This is a genomic window from Enterocloster aldenensis, from assembly GCF_003434055.1.
Lineage (GTDB): Bacteria > Bacillota > Clostridia > Lachnospirales > Lachnospiraceae > Enterocloster > Enterocloster aldenensis.
This window is the reverse complement of sequence record NZ_QVEX01000008.1, coordinates 1-20141: the sequence shown is the minus strand read 5'-3', so window position 1 is coordinate 20141 and position 20141 is coordinate 1. Positions and strand designations below refer to the sequence as shown.

The following is a 20141-nucleotide window of genomic DNA, read 5'->3' as shown; positions in this document are numbered from 1 at the left end:
CTGGAACAAAAACAAGAATTGGGCTCCGGCATGTTGAGATAGGGGAGTCCAGGAAAGAGGAGTATGTATGCTTACATTACATTCATTCCTTCAGTCGGTTGTTCTCTTTGTTAAATCACTTGCAGTGAAAGTCACAAAGCAGATGTACCGATCCTCGTCAGTCCTGCTGACCGGTATGATGGTGGTTGCCATTATTGCATTTTCAGCCGAGGGGTTTGGAGGCGGGGGCAAGAATGCCCTGGCTGCGCCCATTGCTGATGAAAGTCAGGAAGAAGAACAGGCGGAGGAACCTGAGGGAAGCGGTCTGGTTACGGAAGCAAAAGTACAATTCGGACTTTTAGATACTGACAGCGAAGGCCAACAACTGGCTGGTGCGCTGTTAGAGGCAAATGTCCGTGAAAAGCAGAGACAGCAGGCAGCTGCACAGACCCAGATTGAGACACTTCAGAAACAGATATTAAAAGAGAAACAGGAAGAGGAAGCAAGGAAGAAAGCCGAGGAAGAGCGCAGGGCTTCCAGGAGGATCCGGTATACGGATGAGGATTACCAGGTCCTTTTGCGTATTGTCCAGGCAGAGGCAGGCATCTGTGATAAAAGAGGCAAGATACTTGTGGCAGATGTGATCATTAACCGGGTATTGTCAAAGGAGTTCCCTAACAGTGTAAAGGCAGTTGTATACGAGCCATCCCAGTTTCAGCCCGTTTCCAACGGCGCCATCAACTCTGTGAAGGTCACGGCCGAGACAATCGAGTGCGTGGACCGCGCCCTGGATGGGGAGGATTATTCCAACGGAGCGCTGTACTTCATGAACCGGAGAGGTTCCGGCAGCGCGGCGGCCTGGTTTGACAGGCACCTTACCTATCTTTTTGCACATGACGGTCATGAATTCTTCCGGTAGGGGAAGCATGGACCGGATAAAAAAACGATTGAGTTTCCCATGGCTTTAGGTGTATACTTGTAATGAAAAATAATCACACAAAGGAGAATGGGATATGATATTTGATGAGAAAAAAAATCTTGATTTTTACAGGAACCTGGGCGTGGACGGCAGGTATGCAAAAGCAGTGGATTTCCTGCAGAACACGGACCTGGGCGCATTGGAACCGGGCAAGTATGAGATTGACGGCAAGAATGTTTATGCCAATGTGACGGCTTATACCACCATCCCGTGGGAAGAGGCAAAGTACGAGGCCCATGAGCATTATACGGATATCCAGTATGTGATTGAGGGCAGCGAGGTCATGACCTATGCGCCTGTCCATGAGATGACGGTAAAGACCCCTTATAATCCTGACAAGGATGTTGTATTTTTTGAGAATACCACGCCGGGACTTCAGATCCTGGCAAAGGCCGGCCAGTACCTGATCTTTCAGCCATGGGACGCCCATAAGCCGAAGGCGGCTGACAAGGAGCCGGCTCCTATTAAGAAAGTGATTGTGAAAATCAAAGAAGATTAGTCCGTGTAAGCGGACATGGTGCCCATGGGTGCGTTGGCGCCCGCGGTACCGGGCCTGTCCGGCAGTGTAAGGCTGCCGGGCTTTTTTTGTTTTTACAGCGGGAAGCCTCCGGCGCAGTTTTATCCGGCGCAAAACAGGGGTTGTTACAGATGGATTTCTGACGTATACTCATAGGAAGGACACATGACATCTATGAGCGGAGGTAAACCATATGCAGCTCACCTATCTACACATACGCAACTTCAAATCCATCCGTGACCTGGAAATCCGCGGCATTGACAGGGCGCTGATCCTGGTTGGGAAAAACAATACAGGAAAAACATCGGTGCTGGATGCGGTATGTGCGGTGTGCGGCTGTTATGAGGTCCGTGAAGAGGATTTTAATGAAAAACGGCAGGCCATCCGCATTGACGCCGGATTTTGCATTGAGGAGGAAGACCTTAAGCTGTTCCACTGCAGGGGGCTTGTCAGCCAGTACAGACGTTTTGATGTGTGGAGACGTGTGTTTGGGGAGCGGCTTCCCTCCTTTAAGGATGGGGAGCTGTCTTTTACCTTCCATGTGAATCTGGACGGCAAGGTGCGCTACGAGGATCCTTACCGGAAGAATAACCCCTATATCCCCATGGTACTGCCCCATATTTACCGGATTACGGCGGACCGGGAGCTAAGGCAGCTGCAGAATGACCTGCTGATGTTCCAGGAAGATGAAGAACTGAGCCGCCTGCGTTCCGGAAGATGTATTTTTGAGGCATCCAAGAAATGCAACCACTGTTTCCAGTGCATTGGCCTGATAAACAAGAAAAAGCCGGAGGAACTGACTGCCTTTGAAACCGCCCGTCTGCTGGAATATAAGATTTATCAGCTGAACCTCAGCGGCTTTTCCAGGAAGGTGAACGAGAATTTCTTCAAGAACGGAGGTTATGAGGAAATCCGGTATACCTTAAACTGTGACACGGACCAGATGTTCTCCGTTGAGGTGACGGCCCATAACCGGCAGAGGGGCAGCGTTAAGCCGGTGGGGCTTATGGGCAAAGGCATGAGGAGTATCTACATGCTTTCCCTTCTGGAGACCTATATCAGCGAGCAGAGCCGCATCCCCAGCATCATCGTGGTGGAAGACCCGGAGATTTTCCTGCATCCACAGCTCCAGAAGACCTGCAGTGAGATACTATACCGCCTGTCCAAGAAGAACCAGGTTATCTTTAAGACCCACAGTCCCGACCTGCTGTTTAATTTCAGCATCCGCCAGATACGCCAGGTGGTGCTGGATGAGGAGCGGTATTCCGTTATCCGTGAAAAGGCAGACCTGGGCCAGATACTGGATGACCTTGGTTACGGGGCCAATGACCTGTTAAATGTTAGCTTTGTGTTTATTGTGGAAGGAAAGCAGGACAAAAGCCGTCTGCCCCTGCTTCTGGAAAAGTACTATTCCGAGATTTATGATGATAAAGGCAACCTGACCAGGATATCAATCATCACCACCAACAGCTGTACCAATATCAAGACATATGCCAATTTAAAATATATGAACCAGGTGTATTTGCGGGACCAGTTCCTGATGATACGCGACGGCGACGGCAAGGACCCGGAAGAGCTTGCGTCCCAGCTGTGCCGGTATTATGATGAGCGGAGTCTGGAAGACGCGGACCGCCTGCCCAAGGTCACAAGGCGGAACGTGCTCATATTAAAATATTATTCCTTTGAGAATTACTTTTTCAACCCGACCATCATGGCAAAGCTGGGCATTGTAAAAAGCGAGGACGCTTTTTATGACACGCTCTTTGACAAATGGCGCGAATACCTGTACCGCATCCGCAGCGGCCAGCAGCTCATGGAGATAATGGGGCGGGATTTCACTTCACCGGAAGATATGAAGGCCCACATGGAGGAAATCCTCACCTATATGAGGGGCCACAATCTCTACGATCTGTTCTACGGCCCTTTCCGCGACAGGGAGCAGGAGATACTGAGGGAATACATTGATATGGCCCCAAGGGAGGAGTTTAAGGATATACTGGACGCGATTGACCGGTTTGTGTATTTTGACAGCAGAAAGAAAGCGTGAAGGACACCGGTGCGGCAGGCAGGGGCAGCCTCAAAGGTCCTGATAACCTTAAGAAGCCGCCCCTCTTTTTTACTTTATATCCAATTGGCCGTTTACACGGAATATGCCTCTTCGGCTGTGCCTGCTTCTGCATTTTTGCCCTTGCCCAGGACGCAGGTGAACACGAAGGTGCCAAGGCAGACGGCGGCGAAGATGATTCCGGCAGGGTATGCGAAGGATGTGGGGAGCTGGAAGCCTTCCTTGGCAATCAGGATGTATGTACAGGATACGGCTGACATGAAGGTTGCAGGAAGGGCCGTAAGCCAGTAAAAGCGTTTTTTGCGGAACAGGTATACGCTTGCGGACCACAGCGCAATCATGGCCAGGGTCTGGTTGCTCCAGGAGAAGTATCTCCAGATTATCTGCACATCAATCTGGGTCAGTACGGAACCCACTGCCAGCAGGGGAACCGTGAGCATCAGGCGGTTCCTGACAGGCTTCTGGTCAAACTTGAACCAGTCTGCCAGGGTGAGCCTTGCGCTTCTGTAAGCGGTATCGGCAGAAGAAATGGGGCATGCGATAACGCCGATCATGGCAATCACTGCGCCTACGGGTCCTAAAAGGGTGAAGCAGATTTCGTATACAACGCTGGACTGTCCATTGCCAAGGGCTGTGAGAAGACCGCCCGTGCCATTGTAGAACGCAACGCCTGCCGCTGCCCAGATAAGTGCAATGATGCCTTCTGCCACCATGGCTCCGTAGAACACCCGGCGGCCGTCCTTTTCATTGGTAAGACAGCGGGCCATGAGAGGGGACTGGGTTGCGTGGAAGCCCGAGATGGCGCCGCAGGCAACGGAGATGAACATGGTTGGCCAGATGGGCGTATTGGCCGGGTGCAGGTTTTCCAGGGTGATTTCAGGTATATAGTATCCGCCTAACAGGATGGCCCCGCCAACCCCAAGGGCCATGACAATCAGGCATATCCCAAAGAACGGGTAAACCTTGCCGATTAATTTGTCAATGGGCACAAAGGTTGCGATGAAGTAATAAATCAGTACAACGGCCAGCCAGAACCTGGTATCCAGAACATTGGGTGTGAGCATGGCCAGAAGATTGGCCGGTCCGGTGGAGAAGCTGACGCCGACCAGAACCAGAAGTACAACGGAGAATACACGCATGACCTGTTTCATGGCGCTGCCAAGATAGGTCCCGGTGAGCTCTGAAACGCTGGCGCCTTTGTGGCGCATGGACATCATGCCCACCATATAATCGTGGACGCCGCCGCCCAGCAGGGTTCCGAAGGTAATCCACAGAAATACGCTGGGTCCCCAGCACGCGCCTGCCAGTGCGCCGAAGATTGGCCCCAGGCCGGCAATGTTGAGAAGCTGGATTAAGAAGATGCGCGGCGTGCCCATTGGGACGTAATCACTGCCATCCGTCATGGCAAGGGCAGGTGTCTTGCGGTCATCCGGACCAAAGACCTTTTCCGCAATCTTGCTGTACACTGTGAATCCCCCGATTAAGAGTGCCAGACATACAAAGAAACTAATCATAAACCTACCTCCTGTTATGTATTAATGATTTGTCTTTCTGTACTTATTGTACTAAAATACTGTTAAAATGGTAGGTTTTTTGCATAAAATGCATTATCAGATGCACAAACGGCAGGAAAATGTTCATTAACGTAGCCCTGTTACGGGACGGCAGGGGGCCGGCGGACCGGAAATTATATACCTAACAGCTGGCGCAGGTTTTTCACCTTCTCCCTTCCAACGGGCAGGATTTCCTTTTCAAAGCCCTGCATCTTTACAGCCAGGCTGTTATTGGCCCAGGGAAACATTTCCGTGATATAACCCAGATTTACAAGGTAGCTTTTGTGGATGCGGAAAAAACCGTGGGGCGCCAGCCGTTTTTCATATTCGCCCAACAGCTGGTTTTCCGTGTAGTCCCTGGTGGCCGTATGGATGATGCAGCTCCTGCCCGAGGTTTCAATGTAGACAATCTGGGGTATGTCCAGCATTACGATGGTCCGGTTCACATTGATTGCCATCCTGGCCGGGGACAGGACAGGGGCTGCCACGGGACCGGATACCGCCGCCGGACCGGATACCGCCGCGGGACCGGATACCGCCGCCGGACCGGGCACAGCCGCCGTGCCGGATACCGCGGCGGCGCCTTTGGACAGATTTAAATCGTGGCAGCATTTTTCCAGGACCCTGCGCACCCGGTCCGGGTCAAAGGGTTTTAAGATGTAATTATTGACACCCAGTTCAAATGCCCTGACTGCGTACTGGGAGTAGGCGGTGGCAAATACAATCTGGGCATCCGGCAGGATACGCCTGGCAGCAGCGGCCAGGGTGGTTCCTTCCATATCATTGAGGTTGATATCCACGAACAGCAGGTCAAAGGGCCGGCTGCTGATAAGCTCCAGGGCATTGGAACCGCTGTCCGCCTCCTCAATGAGGCTGTCCGGCATAACGGACAGAATCTGATGGATCAACTCTTTTCTTGACGGCCTCTCGTCATCAATCACAGCAATCTTCATTGTAAGAAATCCCCCTTATTCATCTATTTTCCGCATCCTGTTCAGCGGAACGCGGTACACGGAACCATACCCTGGAACCGGCGGCCGATGTCTCTATCTTCAGCCCGTTGTCTTCCCCGTAAATGCTTTTTAAGCGGCGGTGCACATTCTTTAAGCCCACACCGCCCCTGCCTTCGCCGGAATACAGCTGGATCACCATGTCCTTGGGGATTCCCGGACCCTTGTCCGAGACGGAGATTTCCACAAGGTCATCTATGGTCCGGGCCTGTATGGAAACAGTGCGCATTCCTTTGGCATCAGCGCCGTAGCGCACCGCGTTTTCAACCAGGGGCTGGAGGATGAAGGATGGCACCAGGCAGTTCAGGTCGTCTTCCACATCCATGCTTACCTGCAGCTTTTCCTCAAAACGGGCCTGTTCCAGTTCCAGGTAGCTGGATACATGGTACAGCTCGGTGTGCAGGTTCAGCATGTACTGGTCGTTCTCAAGGGTCTGGCGGTAGTAGGCGGAAAGGGTGAGGATCAGTTCCCTGGCCCTGTCCGGGTTTTCCCTGCACACACAGGATATGGTGTTTAAGGCATTGTATAGGAAATGCGGGTTGACCTGGGACTGCAGGGCTTTGAACTCGGCCTTGCGGCGCAGCTGTTTCTGGTAGTCCAGGTCGGAAAGCTCCAGCTGGGTGGAGAAAAGCCTGGCCAGTTCGGAGGCAAAGTTAAGGTTGGGCTGTGATGTGACCCAGTGCTTCCTGACCACCATGGTCAGGCTGCCGATGGGTTTGTCCATCTCAATCAGGGGCGCTGCAACGATGATGTGGTTTTTCAGTATGTGGTACAGCGGGTCCGGCTTCCTGGCGCAGGTAAAGGTGGTGGTCCTGCGGTCTTGGATGGATTCCAGGATGGGCTTTAGAAGGGCCTCCCCCTTAAGATCATTGTACCGGGCTTCCCCCTTCATGGCCAATATCTTCTGGGTATCCGTTATCATTACGGCTGCGCAGGAGGTGGAATTGTAGATGATTTCAGCGGCCGCCTCCATATCCATTGTGCTGTAGAGCCCCTTCCTCAGATGGGGCAGGCTCTGTTCCACAATCCCCAGGGCCAGCCGCATTTTCTCCGCAAACTGGCTGTCCTCCTCCATGAACACGATATTGAAGGTGCCGATAAATACAACCATGCCCAGGGCGTTCATGGTTATCATGGGAAATGCAATCAGCCGCACCAGTTCCAGGGCAGCTGGAAATGGCTTTGAGATGATCAGGATGATGACCATCTGGCAGACCTCTGCCAGGGCCGTGATCAGGAAGATGCCGGTGTTGTCAATCTTGCCTGCCTTGAAACGCCGGGAAAACGCAGAACCGATCAGTCCTTCCACAAATGTGGACACGGCGCAGGAAACAGCTGTGAAGCCTCCGATATCAAACAGGTAGCGGTGCAGGCCGCCGATGATGGCAGCCCCCATCCCCACGTACGGCCCGCCCAACAGCCCTGCCGCCAGGACGCCGATGACACGTGTATTTACAATGGCGCCCTGGGCCCGTACCCCTGTATAGGTGGAGACAATGCTGACCAGGCCGAAGATGACTGCAAGGGCCGCGCGGCTGCCAATCAGATTGTTTTCACCCAGAAGCATGCTGCGGACAACGGGAATCTTGGTCAGCATGGTGGCGATGAGAACCAGCAGCCCTATGTTTAAAAGCAGGCTGAAAAACATGGTGTTGGACATGGTAGGCCTCCTTATGGATGGATTTATGGATAAATGGTCTGATACTGGATTGCAGTTCCAGTATACCAAATATTTGCAGAACAGGGAATCTTAAGAAAATCTTTTATTGTATTTCATCTTAAGGTATGTTAATCTATGTTCAAGGATGACTGTATTAATATAATTAGTACAGTCGATACAATGATTTTCCAGAAAGGGGGAAGGAAGGCATGATTGTACTGGATTACAGGGACCGGAGACCTTTATATGAACAGGTGGCGGAACGTCTCCAGGAGATGATGTTTAACGGAGTGCTTCCGCAGGATGCACAGCTTCCGTCCGTGCGCAGCCTGGCCACGGACCTGTCCATTAATCCCAACACGATCCAGCGGGCCTACGGTGAACTGGAACGCCAGGGATATATTTATTCGGTGAAGGGAAAGGGAAGCTTTGTGGCTGACAGCAGCCGCATGAGGGCCGGGAAGCTGAAGGAGTGGAAGGGACGTTTTACCGCGTTTGTGGAAGAGGGCATAAAAATCGGCGTCACGGCAGAGGATATGACAGGGCTTGTGGAGGAGACATTTTGCGGGCGCATGGCAGGACTTGTGGAAGAGACATTTTGCGGGCATATGACAGAAAGGGGAGACGGGCATGATTGAGGCAGTGAACCTTACCAAACGGTTTGATGATATAGTGGCGGTGGACCATATAAGCGCCACCATAAAGGATGGAAGCGTTTTTGGCCTGATTGGCACCAATGGGGCGGGCAAATCCACATTCCTCAGGCTGGCCAGCGGCGTGCTGAAGCCGGACGAGGGATGTATCACCATAGACGGACATGAGGTGTTTGAGAATACGCCGGCCAAAAAGCGTTTTTTCTATATCTCGGATGAACAGTATTTTTTCAACAACTCAACGCCATTGGAAATCATGCATTATTACAGGCATGTATACGAAGGATTCAACGAGGAGCGGTTCCACAAGCTTATGAAGAACTTCGGGCTGGATGAAAAACGCAAGATCCATACATTTTCCAAGGGAATGAAGAAGCAGGTATCGGTTATCTGCGGCGTGTGCGCGTCCACGGATTACCTGTTCTGCGACGAGACCTTTGACGGCCTGGACCCGGTCATGCGCCAGACCGTGAAGAGCATATTTGCAGCGGATATGGAGGACAGGAACCTGACTCCCATCATCGCATCCCATAACCTGAGGGAACTGGAGGACATCTGCGACCATGTGGGGCTATTGCACAAGGGCGGCATCCTTCTGTCAAAGGACCTGGATGACATGAAGCTTAACATCCATAAGGTCCAGTGCGTGCTCCAGCCAGGCATGAAGCCCGAGGACCTGGTGGCCCTTGATAAGGTGGGGATTGAGCAGCGCGGAAGGCTGTGCACCGTGACCGTGCGCGGCAGCAGGCAGGAGGTGGAGGCCATCCTATCCTCCTATGACCCGGTGTTCTATGAATGCATTCCTCTGTCCCTGGAGGAGATATTTATCAGTGAAACGGAGGTGGCTGGTTATGACATCAGGAAACTTATTCTCTAAGCTTATGAGGGAGGACTGCAAGCGGCGCACATGGGCCTTTGCCCTGGTTTTCCTGGCCTTTTTCTTCATTCTTCCCATCGGTCTGGCCCTTGCCATGGAGGATGCGGCCAACACACAGTATTATGTATATAACGGCTACAGGGATTTTGTGCAGGACCCGTCCATGCCGCTGGCTGTCTACCAGGAAAAGCTTCTGGAACTGAAGACAAAGGTGGTCTTAAGCCAGGCGGAATTCGGCAACGGCATGGTGGTGTTCCTTATGATGGCTGCCGCGGTTGTCATGGGGGTATCCGGTTTTTCCTATCTGCATAACAGGAAAAAGGTTGATTTTTACCACAGCATCCCGGTAAGGAGGGAACTGATTTACAGTGCGCGGTACATGGGAGGCATCCTCATTGTGGGCGTTTCCTATCTCATAAACCTGATCCTTATGTTCGGTGTCGCCCTGGCTTACGGTGTGGGTACCCCGGGCATAGCAGGCGCCATGGCCGGAGGACTGGCGTTAAACATGCTGTTTTTCCTGCTGATGTACGCAGCGGTGGTGATTGCCATGATGATGACCGGCAATATGGTGGTGGGAATCCTGGCATCCGGCGTGTTCTTTTTCTTCCTGCCCGCAGTGATGCTGCTCCTGGAAGGGTACTGCGAAATCTTTTTTGTGACAACGGCCAGGAACGCATGGACCTCCGACGGCTCGCCCTTTATGTGGGGGATGAAATACCTGTCCCCATTCAGTGTCTATATAACAGCCCTTGACTGGAAACTGGATGAAATCATAAAGCATGTGCCGGAGCTCATATGTTCCGGATTCGGCGTCCTGGCGCTTTTCTTCCTGGGGATGCAGCTCTACCGCATCAGGCCTTCTGAGTCAGCCGGGAAGGCCATGGCCTTTAAACGCACCATGGCTCCTATCCGTATCCTTCTTGTGCTGGGCTGCGGCCTTGCGGGAGGGCTGTTTTTCTGGGCCATGCAGAGCAGATTGAGGTGGGGCCTGTTCGGGACCGTGGTATTCACAATCCTTACCCACTGTATTGTGGAAATCATCTATCATTTTGACTTTAAGAAGCTGTTTGGCAGGAAGCTGCAGCTGGTGCTCTGCCTTGGGGCCGGGGTCCTTGTGTTCCTGAGCTTCCGTTATGACTGGTATGGATATGATTCCTACCTTCCTGCGGCGGACGAGGTGGTGTCCGCCAGCCTGGAACTGGATATAGACAGCGGCTGGCTGAATAACCGGTCTGTGTTACAAAATGACCAGGGGGAGTATGAACTGGACTATAAACCTGCCTATGAAAACATCGAAGAGGATATGAAGCTTACGGATATGGACCTGGTCATGCCCCTGGCAAAAGAGGGCAGGAGGAGCGCCCTTCTTGGCAGGGATGAACGGCTGGGGATTGTCAAGGCGGTCCCGCAGGCGCGCAGTGTGTCTTACATCGGGGGAGCTGACGGACCCACTTCTGTTTTCATCGCATCCAAGATCGGCGGGGAGGATGGAGGATCCGATCCGGAAGCCAAGGAGTACTATACGGGCATGACCGTATGCTACCAGCTGGCCAATGGGCGCAGGGTAAGGCGCGCCTATACCATTGCCCTCTCGGATGTCATGGATGTTTACGGGGAGCTGTATAAGGAAGCTGCTTATAAAGAAGGGCTTTATCCGGTATTTCACGAGACGCCGGGGAACCTGGAAAAGGTAATCTACCGGGAAGCCGGGTCATCTGTCTATACCGGGGAGGACAGCAGGATAATCTCAGGACTGCTGGATGCATACAAGACCGACTTCATGGCCCTGGATACACAGACGCGGATAAAAGAGGTACCTGTGGGCGCCATTTCATTTGTGTCAAAGGACGTGCAGGAATATATAAATCAGAACCTGAAGCAGATGCGTTCCGGCGGACGGGGCGGTTACTGGGATATGGGCATGGATGATTTCATCCAGTACTGGCCCGTATACCCGTCCTTCACACATACCCTTCAGATCCTGGAGGGAGAGGGCGCAAAACCGGGAAAACATTTTGCCGCCGGCAATATCAGATCAGTCACCATGAATGTACAGTCCCTTTTCTACAATCTGGATTCCGGCAGCGGACTTCCCCAGGGCGAGGAACTGGCCGATCTGCAGAGAAGGAATCCTTATTATACAAAGGAAGGGAATCTGGTGATTACGGACCCGGCTGATATAGGGCAGCTTATGAAAGCTGTGGCGGAAGATGAATTCCTTCCGATGGACCAGTTCCATCAGGTTTCAGGGACAGTCTCCTACTGTGATGTGGAATTGGAAGGAGGATTCCATGTTTCGGGCATCCTGCTGTTAGACAGGATGACGCCCGGGATTCTGGAGATGTTTGAAGGACTTCCGCTGGAGGAGATCCTTTAAGGTTGAATGAGAGGGCACCGGTGCCTATGAAGCCTGCTTCATGGAATCCGGTGCCTTTCTGATGCCCATGCGTCTTATGCCCACATGCATCTTAAGCCTACATGCGTCTTTGGCTCCGTGCTTCATTGCCCCCATCTGCCTTTTCCGCCGTCCGGCTGTCCGGGCCGTCTATGTGCCGCTGCCCCATGGCAGGCTTTCCGTTTCTTTTTATTGACAATCCACCCATGGAAAGCTACAATCATATCAACAGACGGGAAGGCTCCATGGAACGCGCCTGCCCCAAGGGAGAAAGAGAGGACATAAGTATGATATCAGAGAAAATGAAACCATTGGTAAATAATAATTCCGCAATCCGGGCCATGTTTGAAGAGGGCAAAAAGCTGGCGGCCGTATACGGCGCGGAGAACGTATATGACTTCAGCCTCGGCAACCCCAATGTGCCTGCGCCGGATTCCGTAGGACAGGCGATCTGTGATATCCTGAAAGAGGAAGAGTCTACTTTTGTCCATGGATACATGAGCAATGCCGGTTATGAGGATGTAAGGGATACCATTGCACGGTCACTGAACCGCAGGTTCGGCACATCCTTCCACCAGAATAATATACTGATGACCGTGGGCGCTGCCAGCGGACTGAATATCATCCTTAAGACACTCCTGAATCCAGGGGATGAGGTGATTGTGTTTGCTCCTTATTTTGTGGAGTATGGCAGCTATGTGCGCAATTATGACGGCAATCTGGTCGTGATTTCGCCGAACACAGAGGATTTCCAGCCAAACCTTGAGGAATTGGGGGAGAAGATTACCCCAAGGACAAAGGCGGTCATCATCAATACCCCCAATAACCCTACCGGGGTCGTGTATTCCGCCGGGACCCTGGCCAGGATGGCGGATATCCTGAGGGAGAGGCAGACCCAGCTGGGAACCGATATTGTCTTGATTTCAGATGAACCATACCGCGAACTGGCATATGACGGCGTGGAGGTGCCGTATGTGACAGGGTTTTATGAAAACACCGTCATCTGCTATTCCTACAGCAAGTCCCTGTCCCTTCCTGGTGAGCGTATCGGCTACCTGGTGATACCGGACGCGCTAAAGGACAGCCAAGAGGTGTTTAATGCGGCAACCATTGCCAACCGCGTCATGGGCGCGGTGAACGCGCCGTCCCTGATGCAGCGCGTCATCAAACGGTGTGTGGATGAGAATGTGAACCTGGAAGCATACGACCGGAACCGGAACCTGCTGTACAATGGCTTAAGGGATTTGGGATTTGAGTGTATAAAGCCAGAGGGCGCGTTTTATCTCTTCTTAAAATCACCGGAGGCAGATGAGAAAAAGTTCTGTGCCAGCTGCAAGAAGTATAATATCCTGGTGGTCCCGGGAAGTTCCTTTGCATGTCCCGGATATGTAAGGATTTCCTATTGTGTATCCTATGGGCAGATTGAGCGTTCCCTTCCCGCGTTCAGGAAAGTGGCGGCTGATTATGGGCTGGTATAGGATAGGATAAGATATAGGATATGGTATAGGATAAAGAGAGCCGGCAAGGAATGGAGAGCCGGCGGGTAAGATATATGAGGTCAGAGAAAAGGGAGGAATTAAGGGTATGAGACCATGGGAAGCAAATATACGCAAGGTGGTGCCCTACGTGCCGGGGGACCAGCCGGGCGGCGATAAGCTGATTAAACTGAACACCAACGAGAATCCGTATCCCCCGGCCCCGGGAGCCATCAGGGCCCTCAGGGAACTGGAGACGGACCGGCTGCGCAAATATCCCGACCCGGCAGCTTCCATGCTGGTGGAGGCCCTGGCCGGATATTATGGGGTTGGGTCCGACCAGGTATTTGTGGGGGTTGGGTCCGATGACGTGATTGCCATGTCCTTCCTCACGTTTTTTAATTCGGATAAGCCGGTGCTGTTTCCCGACATCACCTACTCATTCTACAAGGTGTGGGCGGACCTTTACCGGATTCCATATGATACGCCTGCCCTGGATGGGGATTTTAACATTATCCCGGAGGATTATGAAAAAGAAAACGGAGGGGTCATTTTCCCCAACCCCAATGCGCCCACCGGGATTTATATGCCCCTTGAGCAGGTGGAGGGGATCCTGAAGGCCAACCAGGACGTGGTGGTGATTGTGGACGAGGCGTATATTGATTTTGCAGGGCCGTCCGCGCTGGAACTGATTGGACGTTACGAGAACCTTCTGGTGGTGCAGACCTTTAGCAAGTCCCGTTCCATGGCAGGCATGAGGATAGGCTTTGCCATTGGGAACCAGCGCCTGATCCGGGCCCTTAATGATGTGAAATACTCCTATAACTCCTATACCATGAACCTGACCTCCATTGTGATGGGCGCGGAGTCGGTAAGGGATGAGGCATACTTTAAGGAGACCACGGACAAGATAATAGCAACCAGGGAGCGGGCAAAGACGCGTCTTAGGGAACTGGGATTTACCTTTCCGGATTCCCGGGCCAACTTCATCTTTGCGTCCCATCCGTGTGTGCCGGCCTGTAAGCTTTTTGAGGCGCTTAAGGAAGAACAGATTTATGTGCGGTATTTTGGCGGGGAAAGGCTGTGTGACAGCCTTCGCATCAGCATAGGGTCGGATGAGGAGATGGATGTGCTGTTTGCATTCCTGGAGCGGTATCTTAAGGATTTTTCATAAAAGACAGGATTGGTGATATATTATGGAAGAAGCAGGGTGGAGACATTATCTGAGACTTGTGCTTAATATTGTGATTCCGCTGACAGGATGGATTCTCCTGTGTTTTCTGGGACCAAAAATCATAAAGTTTTTCATGCCCTTTGTCATTGGCTGGATCATAGCCATGATTGCCAATCCACTGGTCCGTCTGCTGGAACGGAGGATGAGGCTGGTGCGCAAACACAGCTCCATTGTCATTGTGGTGGCGGCCCTGGCTCTTGTCATCGGCCTTTTGTACCTGCTCATATCCAGAAGTTTTGCGCTGCTGTATGGGTTCATAAAGGATCTTCCGGTCCTGTACGCCGGGATTGAGGGGGATGTGTCCAGGAGCATGGAACAGATTGACCATCTGTTCCAGTTCCTTCCGGACAGTATCCAGCAGACCTGGTCGGAGATTGGGAATAATCTGGGGATTTATCTGGGCAAGGTGGTGGAGGGCATTGCGTCCCCCACCGTGGAGGCGGCCGGAACCGTGGCCAGGAGTATTCCCGCTGTCCTGGTTTATATGGTGGTCACCATATTATCCGCTTATTTCTTCATTGTGGACAGGGACAATATACTGGCTTTTGTAAAAGCCCATACCCCGGCCTGGAGCCAGCGGTATACCAGCTATTTGAAAGGGGAGGTCCGCAGGCTGGTTGGCGGATATTTTATGGCCCAGTTTAAGATCATGGCAGTGGTATGGCTGATCCTTACGGTTGGATTCCTTGTGCTTGGAGTGGGATACGGCCCCCTTTGGGCATTCCTTATCGCGTTCCTGGATTTCCTTCCTGTGTTCGGCACGGGTACGGCCCTGATCCCATGGGGCTTAATCAAGCTGCTGGGAGGCGATTATGCCTTTGCGGCAGGGCTTTTATTGATTTATGTCCTGACCCAGGTCGTGCGCCAGCTGGTGCAGCCTAAGCTGGTGGGGGACAGCATGGGTCTTAACCCGCTGCTGACCCTGCTGCTTTTATATCTGGGATTTAAGGTAAATGGAATTGCTGGAATGATTCTTGCAGTGCCCATTGGCCTGTTTTTTGTAAGTCTGTATGACTATGGGGCTTTCCGCGGGATAACGGACAGCCTGGGTATCCTGATTAAGGATATGGATAACTTCAGGAAGAAGGAATAAGTATGATGAGCAGGAGAAGGTTTAAGTGAGATGAAGGTTGAAAATAATCTGGATACGGATAAAGTACGCGGGCTGGTATGGAGACTGGCATTCCCCTCCATGCTGGCTCAATTTGTGAATGTGCTGTACAGCATAGTGGACCGCATGTACATTGGAAACATAGAAGGAATCGGGGCCCTGGCCCTGGCCGGGGTGGGAATCTGCGGACCGGTGGTGACACTCATATCCTCCTTTGCCAGCTGGATCGGGGTGGGCGGGGCGCCCCTTATGAGCATCCGCCTGGGACAGAAGAATGAGAGGGCCGCCACCCAGATGGTGGCAAACTGTTTTGCGCTTTTAACCGGGATGGCGGTTGTGATCATGACCATGACCTTTCTTTTCAGGAAGCCGCTGCTGGTGTTTTTCGGGGCCAGCCCCTCCATATTCCCTTATGCCAACGAGTACATGAGCTGGTACCTGTCAGGAACCGTGTTCGCGCTTCTGGCAGCCGGGATGAACCAGTTCATCATCTGCCAGGGATTTGCCAAGGTGGGGATGAAATCCGTGGTTTTAGGAGCCGTATGCAATATTGCCCTGGACCCTGTGTTTATTTTTGTCCTGGATATGGGGGTTAAGGGAGCAGCCATTGCCACGGTGCTTTCCCAGATGGCCTCCTGTATCTATGTGCTGGTATTTCTGTTTGGCAAAATGCCCCTGGTGCGTATTACCTTTGGCGGGTACCGGTGGAACACCATGAAGCAGGTGCTGCTGGTAGGACTTTCCCCCTTCCTCATCATTGCATCGGACAGCCTGCTTATCATTGTCATGAATATGATAATCCGTAAATTCTCCAACCCGGCGGATGGAGACATGCTGCTTACCTGCAATACCATTGTCCAGAGCTTCATGCTTCTCATCACCATGCCGCTGGGAGGAATTACCGGTGGAACCCAGACTGTTTTAGGTTATAATTATGGGGCGGGCCGGCCTGACCGCATAAGAAAGGCTGAGAAGCATATTGTATTCCTGGGACTGGCATTTACAGCCGTCATGTTTGTGATTGCCCAGACAGCCCCCGGATATTTTGTGCGGATTTTTACAAGGGATGAATCCTATGTGGGGATTACGGAGTGGGCAATCCGCATGTATACCCTGGCAGTAATCCCGCTGGCGGTCCAGTACACGGTGGTGGACGGTTTTACAGGAATGGGGATTGCAAAGGTGGCTGTCAGTCTGTCCATGTTCAGGAAATTTGTTTATTTTATGGGAATGCTGTTCCTGCCCATGCTGTTCGGCGTGGAGAAGGTATTCTTTGCAGAACCCATATCGGATATGGTGGCGTGCGTCCTGTCATCCTGCACCTATCTGCTGTTAAGCGGCAGGGTACTGGGGGATAACCGGCGCTTGTAAATAAAATCATACATAATCGGAGGGAAGCAGAATATGAATATACTGGTAAGCGCCTGCCTGCTTGGCGTGGAATGCAGGTATGACGGCAAGGGCGTGCTGGACCCGGCAGTAAAGGCCCTGTTGGACCGGCATTTCCTCATCCCGGTGTGTCCGGAAATCATGGGGGGTCTTGCAACCCCGCGTACGCCTGCGGAGCGCGTCAACGGACGTGTCATGACCAGGGATGGGCAGGATGTGGCCTCCTCCTACCAAAAGGGGGCGCAGCAAGCCCTGAAGCTTGCCCTGCTTTACGGCTGCAGGGCAGCCATCCTTAAGGAGAGGAGTCCTTCCTGCGGAAACGGGCAGATATATGACGGGACATTTACGGGAAAACTGACAGAAGGGGAAGGGGTCTGCGCAGGACTTTTGAAGTCCCATGGAATTAAGGTGTATGGGGAGAGCCAGATTGAGCGTCTCCTGGAGGAATCAGAAAGGTATTGATGCATGAACAGAGAACTGGATAAGAAAGAAGGGACATCAGTACAGCATAAGAAGGAAACCGGGCAGCGCGGAAAAAGCAGGAGCCGGGCTGCCTTCAAGGAGAGGAAAGACAGGCAGGCCAAGGCCCGGTCAGATGAGGCTCCAGGCAGGCCAAGGCCTGTCTGGGGAAGGGCTGCAACTGTCTGTCTGGTGGCGGCAGCGGCAATCTGTGTGGGCGGTTATATCTACCACGCGGTGGGATACAGGGATGCGTACCTGCCGCACACGGTCATCAATGGCATGGATGTGTCCGGCAGGACCGCCTCAGAGGTCAAGGAAATGATGGCATCCGGGGTAAAGGACTACAGTCTGGTCATGAGGCTGAGGGGCGGTGGGCAGGAAATCATATACGGGGCGGATATGGGGCTTCATACTGTGTTTGATGGAAGCCTGGAGGAAATTATACGCCAGCAGAACCCTTATGCCTGGCCAAGATACCTGTTAAAAGGGCCGTCCTATGATATACAGACCATGATTACATACGATGAGGCGGCGCTGGAGAAAGGACTTGAGTCCCTGGACTGCTTTAAGACAGCCAATATCGTGGTGCCCTCCGACGCGTACCTGTCTGATTATGTGAGCGGGGAGGGATACAGTGTTGTGCCGGAAACCGAAGGTAATGAACTGGATCTGCAGCTTGTAAAAGCAGCTGCAGGGGAAGGCGTGCGCACCCTTACGCCGGAACTTGACCTGGAGGCTTTGGGATGTTACCGGGAGCCACGTATCCGTTCCGGCAACAGTTCACTGGTGGCTGCCAGGGATGCAAGGAACCGGTATGTAAACATGACCGTGACCTATACCTTTGGCAGCGCCAGTGAGGTCCTGGACGGCAGCACCATCCACCAGTGGCTTTTGGCTGAGGGGGACAGCGTGACCCTTAACAGGGATACGATAGGGGATTATGTGAAAAACCTGGCGTCCAGGTACAATACCGCATATAAGAAACGACCCTTTAAGACCAGTTACGGACAGACCGTGGAGGTAAGCGGATTCTATGGCTGGAGGATTAATCAGGCAGCGGAGACAGAGGAACTGATAAGGATACTGGAGGCAGGGGAGAGCGTTGTCAGGGAGCCGGTATACTCCCAGACAGCCGCCAGCCATGACGGGGCGGATTATGGAGGTACATACGCGGAGGTGAACCTGACGGCCCAGCACCTGTTTTTCTATAAGGATGGACAGAAGATACTGGAGTCTGACTTTGTGTCCGGGAATGTATCCAAGGGACATACCACCCCTCCCGGCATATTTGCCCTTACCTATAAGCAGAGGGATGCCGTGCTCAAAGGCGAAGGCTATGCAAGCCCTGTCAAGTTCTGGATGCCGTTTAACGGGGGAATCGGTTTCCACGATGCCAGCTGGCGCTCCAGCTTCGGCGGCTCCATCTATAAGACAGGCGGTTCCCATGGATGCGTGAACATGCCATATGCGGCGGCAAAGGAACTGTTTGAGAATGTGTACGCAGGTATGCCGGTCATCTGTTATGAACTGCCGGGGACTGAGAGCAGCCGTTCCAGCACATCATCCGGCAAAGCGCCGGCTCCGACCCAGGCCCCGCCGTCCCAGACACCGCCGGTCCAGACACCGCCGTCCCAGACACCGCCGGTCCAGACACCGCCGTCCCAGACACCGCCGGCCCAGACACCGCCGGTACAGACACCGCCGGTACAGACACCGCCAGCCCAGACAGCTCCGTCCCAGCCGGCCGCTGGGACACAGCCCCAGGTAACCATTAACCCGGTGGGCCAGTCCACACCAGCGGCCACCGAAGGCGCACAGCCTTCCAAGCCAACGGAGGGATATGGGCCTGCATTCCAGACACCCCATACCGGTGAGGAGGGCGGTCCTGGCGTGGGCTAGGACGTGCTTTGTCCTAAAGGCGCAAAGCTGTTTTAGACACCATATATCGTGTGATGCATACCAGGCAGCACAATAATTGGTAAAGATTGGAAACTATGTTTTTTAGGTAAGGGGCCTTTTTATGGTGAATTTGTTGACAAATCGGGGAAAGCATTTTATAATGCCCTTAATGCATCTAGGGGATTACTTGTAAAGCCATTATTCAAAATTAGGGAGGATATGGACTATGGTAGAAGCTAAGAAAGATGTCAAGACAGCAGCAGGGCCAGCCGAAGAAACGGTTAAGCAGGTTGTGGAGGAAGAGGTGAAGGCGGCTGCCCCGGCAGCAGAAGCTCCTGCAGCAAAGGAGACAAAGGCGCCGGCTAAGAAAGCACCCGCCAAGAAGGCACCGGCCAAGACAGCGGCAGCCAAGAAGGAGACAGTTAAGAAAGAACCTGTCAAGAAAGAGGCTGTTAAGAAAGAGACAGTTAAGAAAGAGACCGCTAAGAAGGAAACTGAGAAAAAGGCGCCGGCCAAGGCAGCGGCCGCCAAGGCAGCACCGGCTAAAAAGCCTGCAGCCAAGAAGGCAGAGCCTGCAGCAGCCGTACATTTCCAGTTTGACGGAAAGGACCTGGTTGCAAAGGATGTCCTGGACCAGGCGGTTAAGGCATATAAGAGCACACACAAGGGCGTTGAGATTAAGACCATTGAGCTGTATATCGTTGCCAATGAAGGTGCTGCTTATTATGTGGTGAACGGCGAAGGGAACGATGATTTCAAGATCATGCTGTAATCCTTGGTTGTAGGGATTGAAGGATGAGGTGGGCTGCTGTATCATTGGGATACAGCAGCCCATTTACATTTATGGGCTTTAGCCTGTTGAGTATGTCGGAGTTTTTCG

Annotated in this window: 16 protein-coding genes; 13 read left to right on the top strand and 3 right to left on the bottom strand. The window is 52.7% G+C overall.

Annotation, left to right across the window (positions count from 1 at the left end; translation table 11 throughout):
* The first annotated feature begins 67 nt into the window (after positions 1–67).
* The 3 genes from DWX59_RS16465 to DWX59_RS16455 all read left to right on the top strand — a co-directional run bounded on the left by DWX59_RS16465 (position 68) and on the right by DWX59_RS16455 (position 3522).
* Positions 68–898, top strand: coding sequence for a cell wall hydrolase (locus DWX59_RS16465; RefSeq protein ID WP_117560314.1), 831 nt, complete (start codon positions 68–70; stop codon positions 896–898).
* Between the two features lie 94 nt (positions 899–992).
* Positions 993–1457: a NanQ anomerase/TabA/YiaL family protein gene (locus tag DWX59_RS16460; RefSeq protein ID WP_117560313.1), complete on the top strand. Its 465-nt coding sequence runs from the start codon at positions 993–995 to the stop codon at positions 1455–1457.
* Between the two features lie 211 nt (positions 1458–1668).
* Positions 1669–3522, top strand: a complete 1854-nt coding sequence (locus DWX59_RS16455; RefSeq protein ID WP_117560312.1) for an ATP-dependent nuclease — start codon at positions 1669–1671, stop codon at positions 3520–3522.
* A 92-nt stretch (positions 3523–3614) separates the two neighbouring features.
* Here DWX59_RS16455 and DWX59_RS16450 read toward each other — a convergent pair whose 3' ends face one another.
* The 3 genes from DWX59_RS16450 to DWX59_RS16440 all read right to left on the bottom strand — a co-directional run bounded on the left by DWX59_RS16450 (position 3615) and on the right by DWX59_RS16440 (position 7763).
* Positions 3615–5054 carry a carbon starvation CstA family protein gene (locus tag DWX59_RS16450; protein ID WP_117560311.1) on the bottom strand — a complete coding sequence of 480 codons (1440 nt, stop codon included), beginning with the start codon at positions 5052–5054 and terminating at the stop codon, positions 3615–3617.
* 173 nt (positions 5055–5227) lie between these two features.
* Positions 5228–6046: a LytR/AlgR family response regulator transcription factor gene (locus tag DWX59_RS16445; RefSeq protein WP_117560310.1), complete on the bottom strand. Its 819-nt coding sequence runs from the start codon at positions 6044–6046 to the stop codon at positions 5228–5230.
* Between the two features lie 19 nt (positions 6047–6065).
* Entirely contained in the window at positions 6066–7763 is a 1698-nt protein-coding gene (locus DWX59_RS16440) for a LytS/YhcK type 5TM receptor domain-containing protein (protein ID WP_117560309.1), read from the bottom strand.
* A gap of 209 nt (positions 7764–7972) precedes the next feature.
* Here DWX59_RS16440 and DWX59_RS16435 point away from each other — a divergent pair, with 209 nt between their 5' ends.
* The 10 genes from DWX59_RS16435 to DWX59_RS16390 all read left to right on the top strand — a co-directional run bounded on the left by DWX59_RS16435 (position 7973) and on the right by DWX59_RS16390 (position 20033).
* Complete coding sequence (locus DWX59_RS16435) at positions 7973–8401, top strand: GntR family transcriptional regulator (protein WP_117560308.1); 429 nt, start codon at positions 7973–7975, stop codon at positions 8399–8401.
* Entirely contained in the window at positions 8394–9293 is a 900-nt protein-coding gene (locus DWX59_RS16430) for an ABC transporter ATP-binding protein (protein WP_117560307.1), read from the top strand. The genes DWX59_RS16435 and DWX59_RS16430 overlap by 8 nt, the downstream gene beginning before the upstream one ends.
* On the top strand, positions 9268–11673 hold the full coding sequence (locus DWX59_RS16425; protein ID WP_117560306.1) for a DUF6449 domain-containing protein: 2406 nt from the start codon (positions 9268–9270) through the stop codon (positions 11671–11673). The genes DWX59_RS16430 and DWX59_RS16425 overlap by 26 nt, the downstream gene beginning before the upstream one ends.
* A 305-nt stretch (positions 11674–11978) precedes the next feature.
* Positions 11979–13169: a pyridoxal phosphate-dependent aminotransferase gene (locus DWX59_RS16420; RefSeq protein ID WP_117560466.1), complete on the top strand. Its 1191-nt coding sequence runs from the start codon at positions 11979–11981 to the stop codon at positions 13167–13169.
* A 106-nt stretch (positions 13170–13275) separates the two neighbouring features.
* Positions 13276–14340 (top strand): histidinol-phosphate transaminase, encoded by a 1065-nt coding sequence (hisC, locus tag DWX59_RS16415; protein WP_117560305.1) that lies wholly within the window; start codon positions 13276–13278, stop codon positions 14338–14340.
* 19 nt (positions 14341–14359) lie between these two features.
* A complete protein-coding gene (gene ytvI / locus DWX59_RS16410; protein WP_117560304.1) occupies positions 14360–15493 on the top strand; it encodes a sporulation integral membrane protein YtvI in 1134 nt (377 codons plus the stop codon).
* 30 nt (positions 15494–15523) lie between these two features.
* On the top strand, positions 15524–16882 hold the full coding sequence (locus DWX59_RS16405; RefSeq protein WP_117560303.1) for an MATE family efflux transporter: 1359 nt from the start codon (positions 15524–15526) through the stop codon (positions 16880–16882).
* A 33-nt stretch (positions 16883–16915) separates the two neighbouring features.
* Complete coding sequence (locus DWX59_RS16400; RefSeq protein WP_117560302.1) at positions 16916–17362, top strand: 2-thiouracil desulfurase family protein; 447 nt, start codon at positions 16916–16918, stop codon at positions 17360–17362.
* 3 nt (positions 17363–17365) lie between these two features.
* Positions 17366–19261 carry a L,D-transpeptidase family protein gene (locus DWX59_RS16395; RefSeq protein ID WP_117560301.1) on the top strand — a complete coding sequence of 632 codons (1896 nt, stop codon included), beginning with the start codon at positions 17366–17368 and terminating at the stop codon, positions 19259–19261.
* Between the two features lie 226 nt (positions 19262–19487).
* Positions 19488–20033 (top strand): DUF6465 family protein, encoded by a 546-nt coding sequence (locus tag DWX59_RS16390; RefSeq protein WP_117560300.1) that lies wholly within the window; start codon positions 19488–19490, stop codon positions 20031–20033.
* Positions 20034–20141: the final 108 nt, after the last annotated feature.